The following is a 16328-nucleotide window of genomic DNA, read 5'->3' as shown; positions in this document are numbered from 1 at the left end:
TTCAGCCATGTTGCTTCAAGGGCCGACGATTATCCGCCCCGCAGCACGCGGTGGGAACAGCTGGCCCGGGAGCGGCATCGCCGCACGTCGATCGACGGCCGGCGCGGCCTGAGCCACGCGCTCAGGTTTCGGCCCACTGGCGCAGCAGGTTGTGATAGACGCCGGCAAGTCGCAGCAGCGCATCGGCGTCGGCGCCGGTTCGGGTCAGTGTCTGGATCGATGTGTCCAGCTCGAACAGCAGCTGGCGCCGGCTGTCGTCACGAATCAGGCTCTGCACCCAGAAGAACGAACCCACGCGTATTCCCCGCGTGACCGCTGCGACGCGGTGCAGGCTGCTGGACGGATAGATGATCATGTCGCCTGCTGGCAGCTTCACCTCATGCTCGCCGAAGGTGTCGCTGACGATGAGTTCGCCACCCTCGTATTCGTCAGGTTCGCTGAGAAACAGCGTGCAGGAGACATCGCTGCGCAACTGGCCGATGCCGGCCGGCAAGGCCATCACTGCACCGTCGACATGCATCCCGTAGTGGCCGCCGCCAGCATAACGATTGAAGCGTGGCGGCAAGGTACGCAGCGGCAAAGCCGCCGCGTGGTAGACCGGATGTTTCGCCAATGCCGACAACACCCATTGACCCAGTTGCTGCCGCAACGGCGAGGCATCCGGCAGCTGCTGGTTGCGTTTAACCCTGGCCCCCTGCGCGCCGACGGTTTCGCGGCCGTCGGTCCAGTCGGCTGCGTCGAGCGCGGCACGCATCTGAATGACCTGTTCGCGGCTGAGAATGTCGGGAATGTGCAGCAGCATGGTCGGTTTCTCCGCGAGCGGATGAAAGGTCGGGCCGGGTCTTTCGACTCGGCGCCGACGCGAGTGCGATCAGGACGAACCGTATCGAGGCTCGTTGCCGATCCGGCGCTCAGAAGCGGAAGTTGGCAGTGAGCATCGCCGAACGCGGCGCCCCCGGGCTGTAGCGGTAGCCGCTCTTGTTGATGGCGGCGACGTGGTTCCTGTCGAACAGGTTGTATACGTTCAACTGCAAGTCGACGTTCTCGTGCACCGGATAGCTGGCCATCGCGTCGAACACCCAGTAGGCCCCGGTGAAAGCCGGCGTGCCGACCGCGCCATCGGTACCTCGCTTCATCTGGCCGGCATAGCGTGCGCCGCCACCGATGGTGAGGTTGAACGGCTGGTGCCAGGTGGTCCATGCGGTGAAGGCGCTCTTCGGCGTATAGGCCAGGTCGGCGGAGCCATCGTCGGCCACGGCACTGCCGTTGATCACCTTGGCATCCATCGTCGTATAGCCAGCGCTGACCGCCCAGTTGTCGGAGATTTTGCCGACCGCACTCAGCTCGATGCCCTCCACGCGCTTCTTGCCAACCTGGTAGTACTGCAGATCGACCGGATCCTGCGCCAGCTCGTTGCTGACCGTGGTGCGGTAGAGCGCGCCGGTCAGCAGCAGCTTTTCGTCAAGCAGGTCCCACTTGGTGCCGAGCTCGATCGTGCGGGCCTTCTGCGGGTCGAGGTTCGGATTGTCGGCACTGTTGGCCGATGCACTGAGGGTGAGCGTGTTCCCGCCCGGCGGCTCCTGCGACACGGCGAAGTTTGCGTAGACGCTGCCGTTGGCGGCCGGCTTGTACAGCACGCCGAGCTTGTAGTTGGGCAGGTTGCCGGATTTGCCGCTGTCCACGCCCGGCAGCACGCTGCCGGCCGGCAGCGCGCCGCACGCCGGACTGTTGCGGGCGCCGCAGATGACCATGCTGCTGAAGTCGGTGGTGTAGTGGTCCAGCCGCATGCCGGCGTTGACCTGCCATTGCTCGTTGAACTTCAGCGTATCGAACAGGTAGCCGGCCGCGGTATCGGTCCGGCCTTCGCTGTGCGCCCCGGTCCGGCCATGGACCAGGCCGCCGACGTCGGCGTTCGGGTGGTACAGGTTCGCCGCCGGCCACGCGCTGCCGTTGAGTGCGGCCAGGCCGACCGTGCCGGCTTTTTCCCGGGTCAGCTCGATGCCGGCGCTCAGGTTGTGCGTGATGCCGCCGGTGTCGACATTCGCGGTGACATGGGTCTGGTTGGTGAGGATGCGGTTGGTCTGGTCCTTGAAGGTCGGCAGGCTGCGCGCGATGGTCCAGGTCGAGGGATCGGCGGCGTCCGGGGTGAGCAGGTTGGTTGCATCGCCGCGGAACGAGGTCAGCAGGTAGTCTTGGTGCGTGCGGCCCCAGCGCGTGGTGTTGTGCAGGACCACGTCGGGCGAGACGTCGTGTTCGACGATGGCGGTGACCAGGTCCGCCTCGACGTCGTCATGGTCAGCCTGCGTGCCGTAGAAGTTCGCCGGATCGACCCTGGCGGCATTGCCGATGAACGGGCGCGCCGGGTCGGGGCTGCCGTATCCGGGCAGGCCGAGGGTCGGCACGCCGCCGTCGGGCAGGTTGTTCTGCTTTACATGCAGGAAATCCAGATAGACGCGCGTCGGCGTCTTCAGGCCGAACGCCAGCGAAGGGGCGACGCCCCAGCGCCTGTTCTCGACCTTGTCGCGCCCCGGCATGCCACTGTCCTGGCCCATCACGTTGAGGCGGAAGGCGGACTGCTCGCCCAGCGCCTGGTTCCAGTCGGCGGTAGCGCGCTGGCGCTGGCCGCTGCCGTAACCGATCGAGCCGGAGATCCCGTTGCCCGACTGCGGCTGTTTGCTGACCAGGTTCACCGCGCCGCTGGGCGACGTGCGGCCGTTGTCGGTGCCGGCCGGACCTTTGGTGACTTCGACTTGTTCAATGTTGAACACGTCGCGCGAGATTGATCCGAGGTCGCGCACGCCATCGACGAAGATGCTGCCGGACGTGTCGAAGCCGCGCATGTAGATGCTGTCACCGGTCGTGGTGCTGCCGTTCTCGCCGACATAGAACGTACCCACGCCTGGGCTGTTGCGCAGCGCCTCGGTCAGCGTGGCGGCACCTTGCTGCTGCAGCAGCTCCTTGGTGATCACGCTGATGGTCTGCGTGGTATCCAGCAGTGGCTGGGTGAATTTCGGCGAGGACAGCCTGTCGACGCGGTAATCGTTGGTGGTCGCCTCCACCTTCACGCCCGGCAGGCTTCTGGCGTTCGCTACCTGCGGTCCCGACCCTGCGGTGAACGGCGCCAGATCCGCCGCCATGGCCGGGAGCGCCAGCGCCAGCCCGGTGAACAGCGTGGCCGCCGTGAACAGGCCGCTGCCCGGCTGTGGCTGGTGCGGGGTGACGGGGTGCTTGCGCGATGTAATGAAAGCCATGGAGACTCCTGTGGGAATGCAGCAGTACATGGGGCGAAGTGCTTCGGCCTGCTCATCCCCCCGCGCGGGCTTTTTTGCGGGCCGGCCGGGAGCGCGCCGCCAGTTGGCTGCGTGGATCGGGATGGATCAGTGATGGTTCGCCGGGCGGGCCCGGCTCGTGGTGGTCTTCCACCGGGAACTAGCGCCTACGATATTTTTAATGCGAATGATTTGCAATACCAAAATGAGCGTGTTGCGCTCATCGGTGCGATGCCTCATGAAAAAGGCCCCGCACTTGCGTGCGAGGCCTCGTTCTCTCTCATGCGCCGCGGGCGCGGCGCTTCAGCGTCGGCGGCTTACCAGATCTTCACCTGCTTGCCGTCCGGACGGACCATCGCATCGCCCGGCTTGCACTGGAACGCCGTGGCGAACACGGCCATGTTCGACGGTGCGCCGATGGCTCGCAGCGACGCTGGCGCGTGCGGGTCGGTGTTGAGGTACAGCAGCGCCTGCTTCTCGCGCACGTGGCCGCGCCACACGCGCGCCCAGTTCAGGAAGAAACGCTGGTCCTGGGTGTAACCCTCGATCTGCTTGCCGGATTCCTCCGGGTGGGCCTTCATGGCAGCCTGCAGGGCGTCGTAGGCCACGTTCAGGCCGCCCAGATCGGCGATGTTCTCGCCCAGGGTCAGCTTGCCGTTGACGTGAGCATCCGGCTTGTCCTTGATCGGCATGTAATCGTTGAATTGCGCCACCAGCTTGTCGGTACGCGCATCGAACTTGGCCCGGTCGTCCTTGGTCCACCAGTTGACGTTGTTGCCGGCACCGTCGAACTGGCTGCCTTCGTCGTCGAAGCCGTGGCTGGCTTCATGGCCGATCACCGCGCCGATGCCGCCGTAGTTGATCGCGTCGTCGGCCTTGGCGTCGAAGAACGGCGGCTGCAGGATCGCTGCCGGGAAGTTGATCGTGTTGTCGGTCGGGTTGTAGTAGGCGTTGACCGTCTGCGGGCTCATGCCCCATTCCTTGCGGTCGGTCGGCTTGCCGATCTTGGCGATGTCGTAGTCGTAGTTGAACTTGGCGGCCGCCATCACGTTCGCGTAGTAGTTGTCGCCGGTGATGTTCAGGCCGGACCAGTCGCGCCACTTGTCCGGGTAGCCGATCTTCGGCATGAACGTATCCCACTTCGCGATCGCCTTGGCCTTGGTCTCGTCGCTCATCCAGTCGAGGTTCTGGATGCGCGCCTTCAGCGCATTGCGCACGTTGTCGACCAGCTCCTGCGCGCGCGCCTTGGCTTCGGGCTTGAACATCTCCGCCACGTACAGCTGGCCCAGTGCCTCGCCCATCGACCCGTTCACTGCGCCCAGCACGCGCTTCCAGCGCGGCTTCTGTTCCGGCTGGCCGGCGAGGGTCTTGCCGTAGAAGTCGAACTTGTTGTCCTGGAAACCCTTGCCCAGGTAGTTCGAGGCGTCATCGATGGTGTGGAAGCGCAGGTAGGCCTGCCACTGGCTGATCGGCGCCTTGGCCAGCAGCTTGTCGAACTCGGCGAAGAACTTCGGCTGCGACAGCGAGAAGCCCTTGTCGACGGTCACGCCCTGGGCGGCAAAGAACTTGTCCCAGCTGAAATTCGGGGTGGCCTGGTCGGCGTCCTTGACGCTGACGAAGTGATACTGGTTCTTCGGGTCGCGTTCTTCGACCGGAGCCAGCGACGCGGCGGCGAGCTGGGTTTCGAAGGCCAGCACGTCGGCCGCCTGCTTCTTGGCATCGGCCTCGGTCGCGCCGGTCAGCTGCAGCGCCTTGGCGATGTAGGCCACGTAGGCGTCGCGGAGGTCCTTGTACTTGGCGTCGCTGTAGTAGTCCTTGGTCGGCAGACCCAGCCCGGCTTCGTTCGCGTACGCGATCTGCATGTCGGCGTGGTGGAAATCGGCGCCGGCGCCGAAGGAGAACACCTGGCCATCACCCCCGACGTAGCTCTTGGTGATGTAGTCGGCCACGTCGCTGCCGTTCTTCAGGGCGGCGATCGCGTCGAGCTTGGGCTTGATCGGGCTGAAGCCGGCTTTCTCGATGGCGGCCTCGTCCATGCCGGACTGGTACAGGTAGCCGATCTTCTGTTCGATCGAACCGGCCTTGGCGGCGGCGGCGCCCTTGGCGGCCTTGTCGGCCAGGTCATGCTGGGTGTTCAGGCTGGCCTCGGCCAGCTGGTCGAACGCGCCCCAACGGGTGCGGTCGGCCGGAATCGGGTTGGCGGCGACCCATTTGGCGTTGACGAAGCCGTTGAAGTCCTGGCAGGCGTTGATGCTCGGGTCCAGTTCGCTGACGTCGAAGATGCTCTTGCCGAGGTCGGCGGCAGCGACGGTGCTGGCGGGCGCCGGCGCGGTGCTGTTGGCAGCCGGCGAGGGGGCGCTGGAGGAGTCCTGCTTGCCGCAGGCGCTCAACGACAGCGCGAGGCTTACGGCCATCGCCAGTGCCACGGGCTTCAGGTGTTGCTTGGTCATGGATTTCCCTCTGTAAGTGATCGCCCCATGGGCGGATACGGTGATGGGTGGCTGGCCGCCGCCGGAGCCCTCAAGGCGCGGCCATACCTTTTCACGCTAGGTCAAACGTCACGGGTCAGACAGTGTCAAAGGTCAGGGGGTGGACGTGACCGGCAACCGGCGCAGCTGTGCCGCGTCCAGCCGCATGACCGGATAGGCGCCGACGCGCTGGGCGGCATACCAGGGTGAGCGTTCGAAGAAGAACTGCAACCGGGCACCGGGATCGGCGGCGAAGGCCGGGTCGTCGCGCAGCTTGCGTTCGAACTCCGCCTTCAGGGCCGGGTCCTTCGCCAGCATCGCGCGCGCAAGCTTCTCCACCACGCGCGGCTCGCCGTACTCCTTGGCCTCGAAGATCGCACCCAGATAGCCCCACTGCAGCAGCGAGTCGGGCGCCTGCGGTTCGAGCAATTCGATCGCCACGTTGGCGCCGCGCTGGTCCAGCGGCACGATCACCGTGCCGGCGGGCAGGGTCAGCTCGCGCGACGCCGCGTGCAGGCTGAAGCTGCGCAGCATCAGGTGGCCTTCGAACGGTTTGCTCGCCCACGCGGGGGCGTCGAGCTGGTACGCCTCGGCGCGGGTCGCCACCGCTCGATCGAGCCGCGTATAGCGGATGCCGTGCGCATCCAGCCTGGCGATGATCACGGTCCACTGCGGTGGCACCGCGTAGGCTGCCGGCGGCGTGATCGACAGCGCCGGCCGCAGCCCGTTCCAGTTCGCGATGTCGTAGGTCCGTGGCTCGCCCGGGTCGTACCGGATCCACGGGCTGCTGGAAATGTCACTGCGGCTGAGCGTGAACGCGTAGCCCTTGAGCCGGTACGGCGTCGACCGCGGATCGGCCTCGAACGTCAGCGGCACGCGCGCCCGTGGGTCGTTTGCGCGCGCCACGGTATCGGCGTCGGCGCGGGCGGTGGCCGTCGACAGCGCGGCCGGGTGCCGGTCGATCTGCTCCAGCATGAGTTCGACCAGGTCGTACGTGGCGCGCACGCGGTTCGCGTAGGGCTTCAGCATGTGCGTTTCGATCAGCAGCGCCGGCCGGTCCTGCAGCGCCGCGTAGCCGGTGGAGAAGCGCGGGCCGGAACCAAAATTGACGATGCCCTTGCGCGGATCGCGGCCGTCCTTGAACTCAAGGTAGATCGAGGCGAGGTGGCCGCGCTTCTCGTATGCCGGGATGGCTTCGTCGATGATTGCGTGGTGTTGCCAAGCCTCGATGACCGGGTCGAGCTTGTGCGGATCCTCGGTGTACCAGGTCAGGTCGTACTGGTAGTCGGCGCCGTCGGTGGTGTGCACGTCGATCAGGAAATCCGGCAGCCAGTGCTGCCACAGCGCCAGCCACGCCAGCATCTCCGGCGCGTCGGCCTTGACGTAGTCGCGGTTGAGGTTGAGGTACTGCGACTGGGCGCGGAAGCCCATGCTGGCCGGGCCGTTCTGGTTGATGCGGTGATACGGCGAGGCATTCTCGTGGCCATCCACGTTGAATACCGGGATGTACACCAGCACCAGATGATCGAGCAGGTGCGGGTACTTGCCGGTGACCGCGATATCGCGCAGCAGCATCAGGCCGGCGTCCTTGCCCTCGATCTCGCCCGGATGGATGCCGGCCTGCACCAGCACCACCGGTTTGCCTGCGGCCCGCGCGGCGCCCGGGTCAAACGTGCCGTCGCCGCTGGCAATCACCACCGTCATCGGCCGGCCTTCGGGCGTGCTGCCGAAGGTGGCCAGATGGATCAGCCCCGGCGCCGCGCGCTGCAGCCGCTGCAGGTAGGCCATGGTGTCGGCGTAGCTCGGCGTGGTGCGGAAGTGCGCGGCCTCGGCCGGGGTAGTCCAGTCGACGCCGTTCGCCGCCGTGGCCTGCGCGCCGAGGGCGGCCAGGCCGAGCAGCGCGGCAGCAAACGCCTGGCGCAGGCTCACGCGCGGTGCTCCGGTGCGTCGCGACGCAGCTGAGCGGGCGCCGCCGGCAGCGTATCGGGCGCCACCGCGCCGCCGGAAATGATGAAGGCCATCGCCTGGTCCATCGTCCAGTCGGTCGGCGTGAGCTCGTCCAGCGGCACCACTTCCAGGTAACCGCCGGTGGGGTTCGGCGTGGTCGGGATGTACACCGCCGCCATCTCGCGGCCGCTGCCTTCCTCGATCATCACGCGGGTCACGAAACCGACCACCTTCATGCCGCGGCGTGGAAACTCCACCAGCACCACGCGCTGCACGCCCGACGGCTTGTTCTGCAATACCGCCATCAGCTTCTTGGTGCCGCCGTAAATCGTCTGCACCAGCGGGATGCGCGCCAGCAGGGCGTCGAACGCATTGAGGAAGCGCTGGCCGATCACCCGGTTCGCCACGAAGCCGAGCAGGTACAGCGCCACCAGCGTGGTCACCAGCGCAACGATGAAGGTCAGCCATTCCATCTTCAGCGATTCGGCCGTGCGCGGCGCCACCAGCGCCAGCGCATTCAGCAGCGCTGCCACCATCGGCGCGCCGATGCCGGCCAGCAGCCCCAGCACGAACTTGAACACCAGCCAGGTCACCCACAGCGGGATGAACGTGAGCAGGCCGGTGAGAAGGTAGCGTTTGAGGCGCAGCGGGGGCATGGAGTGATCCGGGGCGTGGGGGTTCGCACATTGTAGGCGAGGGTCTCGGCGCGTCAGCGAAGTTTCAACGGCGGCAGGGCGTGCACGATCTTCATGGTTTCCAGGCTGACGGCGGCCACGCGCAGGAACAGCTCCAGCAGGTAGGGCGGGCTGTGCATCGTCGCTGGCCCGGTCCCGTGGCCCGCGCAGTCGCGCAGAACCCATGCCGCAGGCGAGGCTTTCGCGACGGCGGACGGCACAGGCAACGCCAGATCCCCGTTCCCCCACGCCCGCTTCACGGCCAACGCGTGCAAGCTCGCCCATCTCTAAGATTTTGGTCTGCCTGCCGTGTCCACCTCCGCACCCCGCGATGATGTGCTCGACTGCCTGGTGATCGGTGCGGGGCCGGCCGGGCTGACTGCGGCGACGTATCTGGCGCGCTATCGGCGCAAGGTCGTGGTGATCGATGGCGGCCGCAGCCGGGCGCGCTGGATTCCGGCCAGCCACAACTGTCCGGGGTTTCCGTTTGGCGTGGCGGGCGACGAGCTGCTGCAGCGTTTCCGCGCACAGGCGGACGAGTTCGCGGTGCCGATCGTGCCGACCCGGATCGACACGCTGACGCGTGAGGGCGGGGACTTTGTCGCCGGCGATGGCCAGCGCAGCTGGCGCGCGCGGCAGGTGATCCTGGCCACCGGCGTGGTCGACCGGCTGCCCGAGATCGACGACGCGGAACAGGCGATCGCCAGCGGCGTGCTGCGCCTGTGCGCGGTATGCGATGGCTACGAGGCGCGCGACGAGGCGATCGGGGTGCTCGGGCCCGGTGAGGTGGCGCTGGGCCATGCGGAATTCCTGCGCACGTTTTCGCGCCGGGTGACCGCCCTGGACAGCCAGGCCGGGGACGCCCCCGACGCGACGCTGCGGCAACGGGCCGCCGCCGGCGGCATCGCGCTGCGCGGCGCGCCGGTGCGGCTGGCGTGGCGCGAGGGCGCCTGCCTCGCGACGTTTGCGGACGGCTCCAGCGAACGGTTCGATACGCTGTACCCGGTGCTGGGCGCCGACGCGCAATCCGCGCTGGCGCAGGCGCTGCATGCCGCCGTGGACGAGGGCGGCGAGCTGCGCGTGGATTCGTCCATGCAGACCAGCGTGCCGGGCCTGTACGCGATCGGCGATGTGGTCAGCGGGCTCAACCAGATCAGCGTGGCGGTGGGCCAGGCGGCGCTGGCGGCGACGGCGGTGCATCGCCAGCTGCCGCCGAACCCTCGCTGAGCGCAGGCGGCGATCAGGTTGTCCGGCGTTGCGAGCGGCCTCCGTGGCCATGATCTGGCCGGTGAGTTGCGGGGTGGCGTGGCCTTCGATTTCCTCGCTTCTCCCGGGCAGCGGCGCTCCCTGGCCGCTCCCCGCGTACGCTGCGCTACGCTCGGGGTGATCGGTGAGGGGTGATCGGTGAGGGGTGATCCGCGGGCGGGAACGCAGGTGCCGTGATTTTTCCCGGCGACCTGCGAATCATGGGTTGAACCGAGCGGAATCGACGTCCATGAGCGCCAGACATCCACAGCAAAGTTTCGCATCGCTGCTGCACGAGCACCGCCGGATCGTGTTCAAGGTGGCGGGCCTGTACAGCCGCAGCGCGGCGGACCGCGACGATCTGGCGCAGGAGATCAGCACGCAACTGTGGCGATCGTTCGACCGCTACGACCCGGCGCGCGCGAAGTTCTCCACCTGGATGTACCGCATCGCGCTGAACGTGGCGATCTCGCAGGCGCGGCGCTGGCGCGATGCCGACCGCTTCGAGCCGCTGGCGGCGCATCACCTGGAAACCGTCGGCGGCGGCGAGCCGATCGCCGAACAGGACGACCGCCTGACCGCGCTGTACGCCTTCATCGGCCAGCTCGATCCACTCAACCGCGCCCTGATCCTGCTGTACCTGGAAGACAAGGGCTACCCCGAGATCGCCGAGATCCTCGGCATCAGTGAAACCAACGTGGCGACCAAGATCAGCCGCATCAAGCAGAAGCTGCGCGGCCAGATGGTTGCTGCCGAAACCACCGCAGCGAGGGCATGAAGATGGAGCTGGATGAGATGAAGCAGGCGTGGGCGCGCATGGAGCTGCGCCAGGACGGTATGGAGGCGCTGCTGCGCCAGGACGTGCGCGACAGGCGGATGGACAAGGCGCGTTCGACGATGCGCTGGAGCCTGGCGTGGCAGGTGGCCGAGATCGCCTGCTGGCTGGCTTTCGTGGTGGCAGTCGCCTCGTTCTGGGTCGAACACCGGCACGTCACGCATCTGCTGGCAATCGGCCTGCTGTTGCATGCCTATGGCATCGCCGGCATCTGGTCGAGCGTCACGCAGCTGTTTCTGCTCAGCCGCATCTACCTGTTCGATGCGCCGGTGCTGGTGCTGCAACGGCGCCTGGCGCAGCTGCGCCGCTTCCGCATGGTCAGCACGCTGGCGCTGGGTCTGCCGTGGTGGTTCCTGTGGTGGGTGGTGCCGCTGGTGGTGCTGACCTGGTCATCGGGCGTGGACTGGTTTGCCGGCGCAGCGGGATGGATCGGGGCGAACCTGGCGGTGGGTGCTGCCGGCACCGGTTTCAGCCTCTGGCTGGCGCGGCGCCTGGCCGGTCGCCCGATCAAGTCGGCGTGGCTGCAACGCCTGGTGGATGACCTGTCCGGCGCCACCTTGGCGCGTGTCGCCCGCCAGCTGGACGAGATCGGCCGCTTCGAGCACGAGTAAGAGCGGCTCCAGCCGCGATGCTTCCGCCATGGGACCGACGCGTCGCGGCTGAAGATGCTGCTACCGGTCGTGGTCGAGCGGCCCGCGCATTCGCGGCTTCAGCCGCACATAGAGCTGCTTGCGCACGATGGCGATGACCTTGCCGGACGCGGTCGTCACTTCGGTCTCGAACCAGCGCAGCACTTTCCCGCCACCGGCCGCTGCCGCACGCAGCTCGTCGACCACGGTCGGCTCCAGCCTGAAGTGGGTGTAGACGTCCTCATAGCCTGGCGCCACGAAGTCGATCGCGCCGGCCTTGTCCCAGACGTAGTAATCGCCGCCGAGCTGGTGCATCGCCAGCAGCATCCAGAACGGGTCGACCATCGCGAACAGGTTGCCGCCGAACTGGCTCTTCACGTAGTTGCGGTTCCACGGACGCAGCCGCAACACCACGCGGGCTTCGCTGTAATCGTCGCTGAGCGATTGCACGCGGATGGCGTTGATCAGGAACGGCGGCCACAGGTTGAGCAGGCGGCGGAAGGTCGATGCGCGCATGGTTCCGTGGAATCCGAATGTCGGGTGGGAGCGACTTCCGCCGCGATGCTTTTCGATGCTGCAAGAGCGTCGCGGCTGAACGCGGCCTCGCCGGGCCTAGGCGGCTCAGAACAGCAGCGACGCCATCCGGCGGCGGTAGCGGCTGACCAGTTCGCCGTCGTCGAGCGTGGCGAACGCGGCGAGCAGGCGCTTCTTGCCCTGGCCTTCGTTCCAGTCGCGCGCGTTCTGCAGGATCGCCAGGAACTGGTCGAGGCCGGCGGCAGGCTCGCCTCCCAGCAGCAGGCGCACGCCGAGCTGGTCGCGTGCCTCCCAGTCGTTGCCGTCGGCGTCCACGCGTCGCTGCAACTCGACCAGCGCGGGGGCGTCCTGCAGGGCGTGCGCCAGGTCCAGCTCGCTCCGCAAGCGCACGGCGCGCGCATCGGTGGCGAGGTTGATCGGCAGTGCAGCCAACGCCGCCTCGGCGGCGCTGGTCTGCCCCGCGTGCATCAGCGCCAGCGCCAGGTCCAGCTTCAGCTCGGCCCGGGCCGGTTCGGCGGCGATCGCCTGCTGGCACCGCTGCACCGCCTGTTCCGGCGTTTCCGCATCGGCTTCGGCGATCGCGTCATCGGCGGGCGCCGCCTCCAGCGGTTGCACGTGGCGCGACAGAAATTCGCGCAGCTGGCCTTCCGGCAGCGCGCCGGAAAAACCATCGAGCACCTGGCCGTCTTTCACCAGCACCACGGTGGGCACGCTGCGGATGCCGAACATGCCGGCCAGCTCCTGCTGCGTGTCCACGTCGACCTTGCCCAGCCGGAAGGCGCCGTTGTATTCGACCGCCAGTTTTTCCAGCATCGGGCCGAGCGTCTTGCACGGCTCGCACCAGGTGGCCCAGAAATCCACCAGCACCGGGGTGGACAGCGAGGCTTGCAGGACATCGCTCTCGAACGTCTGCTGGTCGACGTCGAAAACAGGGGAAACGGTGGTGGCATCAGTCACGGAACAACTCCAACCCGGCGGGATGCCGGTACAGATCGGGTCTTTGTCCAGCATATCAAGCGGGCGCCCGCATGCCTGCGGTTCAGCGCGGTTACCGCAGATTTGCGAGAATCCCCTTTTGTCACGCCACGAGTCGGCATTCAGTGCATGGGCACAACCGCATCAGCAGGGCTGTTGATCTGCGAACACTGCGACACGGTTTATCGCCGGCGTGCGCTGGTGCGCGGGGAGGTGGCGCGTTGTGCGCGCTGCGACGCCGAGCTGGAGCGCCATCACGTGCTGAGCGTGAATGCGATGCTGGCGCTGGTGGTCACGGCGATGATCGTGTTCGTGCAGGCGAACGTGTGGCCGATCGTGACCCTTGAACTCAACGGCCAGCGCAGCAGCACCACCTTGTGGGGCATGATCATCGCCATGTGGCGCGAGCAGGCGCAGGTGGTGTCGGTGCTGGTGGCGTTCACGCTGTTCTTTTTTCCGCTGGCCAAGATGCTGAGCCTGGGCTGGCTGCTCGGGTTTGCCCGGCGCGGCCGCCGTGCACCCGGGTTCGCGCGGCTGATGGTGGGGCTGCATCACTTCGGCCCGTGGACGATGAGCGAGGTGTTCGTGCTGGGTGCGCTGGTGGCGATCGTCAAGGCGCATACGTACTTCGACGTGGTGGCCGATCCGGGCATTTACGCGTACGCGGCGCTGACCCTGCTGATCACCGTCTTCGCCGGCGTCGATCTGCGCCAGTTGTGGGACGCGCCGCTGGAAGGCACGGCGTGAGCGTCTTGCGGCGCGCCGGCGAGCTTGGCCTGATCGCGTGCACGGTGTGCGGCCTGGTATGCCGCGTCGCACCGGGCGGCGATCGGCACGACGGCGCGGCCGCGGTGATGGCGTGCCCGCGCTGCGGCAGCGGCCTGCACCGGCGCAAGCCGAACAGTTATGCGCGGACGTGGGCGCTGCTGATTGCCGCCTTCATCATGTACATACCGGCGAACGTGCTGCCGATCATGCGCACCGCGAGCCTCAACGACGTGGACGACAACACCATCATCAGCGGTGTGGTCGAACTGTGGCGTGTCGGTTCGCCAAACCTGGCGGTCATCGTGTTCACCGCCAGCATCGTGGTGCCGATGCTCAAGTTCCTCGTGCTGGGTGCGTTGCTGCTGAGCAGCCAGCTCGGCAGCGGCTGGGCGCGGGTGCAGCGCGCGAAGCTGTATCGGCTGGTCGAGCTGGTCGGCTACTGGTCGATGCTGGACGTCTTCGTGGTGGCATTGCTGACGGCGCTGGTGCGCTTCAGTGTGTTGAGCCTGGTGGAACCGCTGCCGGGCGTGATCTTTTTCGGCCTGACCGTGGTATTGACCATGCTGGCCTCGATGAGTTTTGACCCCCGGTTGATCTGGGACGGCAGGGATAGTGATGACTGAGGACAACCCCATCGGACGCGACCCGTCAGCCGGCGACGAACTACCGCAGCCGGTGGTCAGGCGGCACCGGGTCAATGCCTCGCTGATCTGGCTGATTCCGGTGCTGGCCGCGCTGGTCGGCCTCTCGCTGGTGGTCAGCAACTGGCTGCAGGCGGGCCCGCAGATCACCATCAGTTTCCAGAGCGCCGAAGGCCTGGATGCCGGCAAGACGCCGGTGAAGTACAAGAACGTGGTGATCGGCCGCGTGAAGACCATCCACCTCAGCGCCGACCGCAATCGCGTGCTGGTCACCGTGGCGCTGGAGAAGAGCGCCGAGGGTTTCGCGACCCAGGACACGCGTTTCTGGGTGGTGCGGCCGCGGATCGGACTGGGCGGCGTGTCGGGCATCGACACCTTGCTGTCGGGCGCGTTCATCGGCGCCGACGTCGGCGACTCGAAGGCGCCGCGGGAGGAATTCAACGGGCTGGAGGTTCCGCCGGCGGTCAACCATGACGCGCCGGGGCGCAGCTTCATCCTGCACAGCGACGACCTGGGCTCGCTCGACATCGGCTCGCCGGTGTACTACCGGCGCATCCAGGTCGGGCGCGTCGCGTCGTACGAGCTGGACAAGGATGGCAAGGGCGTTACGCTGCATATCTTCGTGGACGGCCCCAACGACAAGTTCGTCACCCGCTCCGCGCGTTTCTGGAACGCCAGCGGCGTGGACGTTTCCATCGGCGCCAACGGGCTGAAGCTCAACACGCAGTCGCTGGCGACCGTGCTGGCCGGCGGCGTGGCGTTCCAGGACCCCAGCGGCCCGCACGACAGCACGCCGGCGGCGGAGGATGCCGGCTACACCCTGTTCAACGATCAGGCGACCGCGATGGCGCCGCCGGACGGCGAGCCGCGCTACATCCGCATGCGCTTCGAGCAGTCGGTGCGCGGGCTGGCGGTGGATGCACCGGTGGAGTTCCTCGGCATCAACATCGGCAGGGTGGTGTCGGTGCGGCTCGACTACGACGAACAGCGGCAGCGCTTCCCGGTGCTGGTCGGCGCACTGGTCTATCCGCAGCGGCTGGGCGTGGCCTACGACAAGCTGGCCGCCATGGCGCGCGCGCGCGGACAGACCGGCGACCTCGCCCAACTGATGGGCGGGCTGATCGATCACGGCCTGCGTGCGCAGGCGCGCACCGGCAACCTGCTGACCGGTCAGCTGTACGTGGCGCTGGACTTCATGCCGCATGCGCCGAAGGTGGCGTTCGATCCCGCCGCCAAACCGCTCACGATCCCGACCGTGGCGGGCAGTTTCGACAAGCTGCAGGAGCAGATGGCCGGGATCGTCGACAAGCTCGGCAAGGTGCCGTTCGACAGCATCGGCCGGAACCTCGACCAGACCCTGGCCGGTCTCGATGCCACGCTGAAGCAGGTCAACGGCGAGACCCTGCCGGCGTTCAAGGACACCCTGCAGGGCGTACAGAAGACGATGGGCACGGCCAACGAGGCGCTGGCCGGCGACTCGCCGCTGCAGCAGAACCTGGGCGCCACGATGGAGCAGGTGCAGCGCATGGCGCGTTCGCTGCGCGTGCTCACCGATTATCTGGGTGGACATCCGGAAGCGTTGCTGCGGGGACGCCGACCCGATGCGAAACTGCCTGCCGCCGCGCCAGCCACCACGTCACCCACCACGTCACCCAAAAGGAGCCAGCCATGATCCGCCTTGCCGTGCGCCTGCTGGGCGCGGGGGGCCTGCTGGCCCTGGCCGCCTGTGCCTCGGCGCCGCTGCATTACTACACCTTGATGGCGCCGGCGGACGCACCGGCGGGCAGTTCGGTGCCGGATGGCGCAGCCGCATCGCCACCGTTCGAGTTGCTGCCGGTGAGCGTGCCGACGCAGGTCGACCAGCCGCAGCTGGTGGTGCGCGAAGGCGGGCAGGGGGTGGCCCTGCTCGGCGGCGAGCGCTGGATCGCGCCGCTCGGCGATGAGGTGCGCGGGGCGCTGTCCGCCGACCTGGCGCGCGAGCTGCGCAGCCAGGACATCAGCGGCCTGCCCGCGCATGACACGCCGCTGCTGCGGATCAAGCTGGACTTGCGCCGGTTCGATTCGCAGCCGGGCAGCTATGCGCTGATCGAGGGCACGTGGAGCGTGCGCCTGCTGCACGGCGCCCATCCCGGTGCACTGGCCTGCTCAAGCCGCATCAGCGTCCCGGTGGGTCCGGGTTATCCCGCGCTGGTGCAGGGACATCAACAGGCGATCGCCCGGCTGGCGGGCCAGATCGCTGCGGCGGCGCGTTTGCTCGGCCACGGCGGGACGCCGGCCTGCCCGGCCGGCTGAGCGCGCCGTGCTTGGCGCCCGGCGCATGCTCGGCTAGTCTGCCCAGTTCAC

General features: G+C 67.5%; 14 protein-coding genes. 7 read left to right on the top strand and 7 right to left on the bottom strand.

What is annotated here, in order from left to right:
• Positions 1-121: 121 nt before the first annotated feature.
• The 5 genes from ACFPME_RS03795 to ACFPME_RS03775 all read right to left on the bottom strand — a co-directional run bounded on the left by ACFPME_RS03795 (position 122) and on the right by ACFPME_RS03775 (position 8340).
• Positions 122-802 carry a Fe2+-dependent dioxygenase gene (locus ACFPME_RS03795; RefSeq protein ID WP_377302176.1) on the bottom strand — a complete coding sequence of 227 codons (681 nt, stop codon included), beginning with the start codon at positions 800-802 and terminating at the stop codon, positions 122-124.
• Positions 803-911: 109 nt separating this feature from the next.
• Entirely contained in the window at positions 912-3251 is a 2340-nt protein-coding gene (locus tag ACFPME_RS03790) for a catecholate siderophore receptor Fiu (RefSeq protein ID WP_377302174.1), read from the bottom strand.
• Positions 3252-3586: 335 nt separating this feature from the next.
• On the bottom strand, positions 3587-5719 hold the full coding sequence (locus tag ACFPME_RS03785; protein ID WP_377302172.1) for a M13 family metallopeptidase: 2133 nt from the start codon (positions 5717-5719) through the stop codon (positions 3587-3589).
• A 132-nt stretch (positions 5720-5851) separates the two neighbouring features.
• Positions 5852-7666 carry a M14 family metallopeptidase gene (locus tag ACFPME_RS03780; protein WP_377302170.1) on the bottom strand — a complete coding sequence of 605 codons (1815 nt, stop codon included), beginning with the start codon at positions 7664-7666 and terminating at the stop codon, positions 5852-5854.
• Entirely contained in the window at positions 7663-8340 is a 678-nt protein-coding gene (locus tag ACFPME_RS03775) for a DUF502 domain-containing protein (RefSeq protein WP_377302168.1), read from the bottom strand. The genes ACFPME_RS03780 and ACFPME_RS03775 overlap by 4 nt, the downstream gene beginning before the upstream one ends.
• Before the next feature lie 327 nt (positions 8341-8667).
• Between ACFPME_RS03775 and ACFPME_RS03770 the strand changes: the two genes are divergently transcribed.
• The 3 genes from ACFPME_RS03770 to ACFPME_RS03760 all read left to right on the top strand — a co-directional run bounded on the left by ACFPME_RS03770 (position 8668) and on the right by ACFPME_RS03760 (position 11049).
• Positions 8668-9585: an NAD(P)/FAD-dependent oxidoreductase gene (locus tag ACFPME_RS03770; protein WP_377302166.1), complete on the top strand. Its 918-nt coding sequence runs from the start codon at positions 8668-8670 to the stop codon at positions 9583-9585.
• Between the two features lie 268 nt (positions 9586-9853).
• Positions 9854-10381, top strand: coding sequence for an RNA polymerase sigma factor (locus tag ACFPME_RS03765; RefSeq protein WP_377302164.1), 528 nt, complete (start codon positions 9854-9856; stop codon positions 10379-10381).
• The gene (locus ACFPME_RS03760) at positions 10378-11049 is read left to right on the top strand and encodes a hypothetical protein (protein WP_377302162.1); all 672 of its coding nucleotides are present in this window, start codon (positions 10378-10380) and stop codon (positions 11047-11049) included. Before ACFPME_RS03765 ends, ACFPME_RS03760 begins: the two co-directional genes overlap by 4 nt.
• Before the next feature lie 60 nt (positions 11050-11109).
• On the opposite strand, the gene ACFPME_RS03755 is transcribed toward ACFPME_RS03760, so the two are convergent.
• Both ACFPME_RS03755 and trxA read right to left on the bottom strand, forming a co-directional pair.
• Entirely contained in the window at positions 11110-11583 is a 474-nt protein-coding gene (locus tag ACFPME_RS03755) for a DUF4442 domain-containing protein (RefSeq protein WP_377302160.1), read from the bottom strand.
• Between the two features lie 105 nt (positions 11584-11688).
• Entirely contained in the window at positions 11689-12558 is an 870-nt protein-coding gene (trxA, locus tag ACFPME_RS03750) for a thioredoxin (RefSeq protein WP_377302158.1), read from the bottom strand.
• Between the two features lie 147 nt (positions 12559-12705).
• Here trxA and ACFPME_RS03745 point away from each other — a divergent pair, with 147 nt between their 5' ends.
• Genes ACFPME_RS03745 through ACFPME_RS03730 form a run of 4 tightly spaced genes read left to right on the top strand, consistent with a single transcriptional unit; the run spans position 12706 to position 16277 of the window.
• On the top strand, positions 12706-13323 hold the full coding sequence (locus tag ACFPME_RS03745) for a paraquat-inducible protein A (protein ID WP_377302156.1): 618 nt from the start codon (positions 12706-12708) through the stop codon (positions 13321-13323).
• The gene (locus ACFPME_RS03740; protein ID WP_377302154.1) at positions 13320-13967 is read left to right on the top strand and encodes a paraquat-inducible protein A; all 648 of its coding nucleotides are present in this window, start codon (positions 13320-13322) and stop codon (positions 13965-13967) included. The genes ACFPME_RS03745 and ACFPME_RS03740 overlap by 4 nt, the downstream gene beginning before the upstream one ends.
• Positions 13960-15657: a PqiB family protein gene (locus tag ACFPME_RS03735; RefSeq protein ID WP_377302152.1), complete on the top strand. Its 1698-nt coding sequence runs from the start codon at positions 13960-13962 to the stop codon at positions 15655-15657. The genes ACFPME_RS03740 and ACFPME_RS03735 overlap by 8 nt, the downstream gene beginning before the upstream one ends.
• A complete protein-coding gene (locus ACFPME_RS03730; RefSeq protein WP_377302150.1) occupies positions 15654-16277 on the top strand; it encodes a PqiC family protein in 624 nt (207 codons plus the stop codon). Before ACFPME_RS03735 ends, ACFPME_RS03730 begins: the two co-directional genes overlap by 4 nt.
• Positions 16278-16328: the final 51 nt, after the last annotated feature.

Source organism: Rhodanobacter umsongensis, from assembly GCF_042654965.1.
Classification (GTDB): domain Bacteria; phylum Pseudomonadota; class Gammaproteobacteria; order Xanthomonadales; family Rhodanobacteraceae; genus Rhodanobacter; species Rhodanobacter umsongensis.
This window is presented reverse-complemented; position numbering and strand designations above follow the sequence as displayed.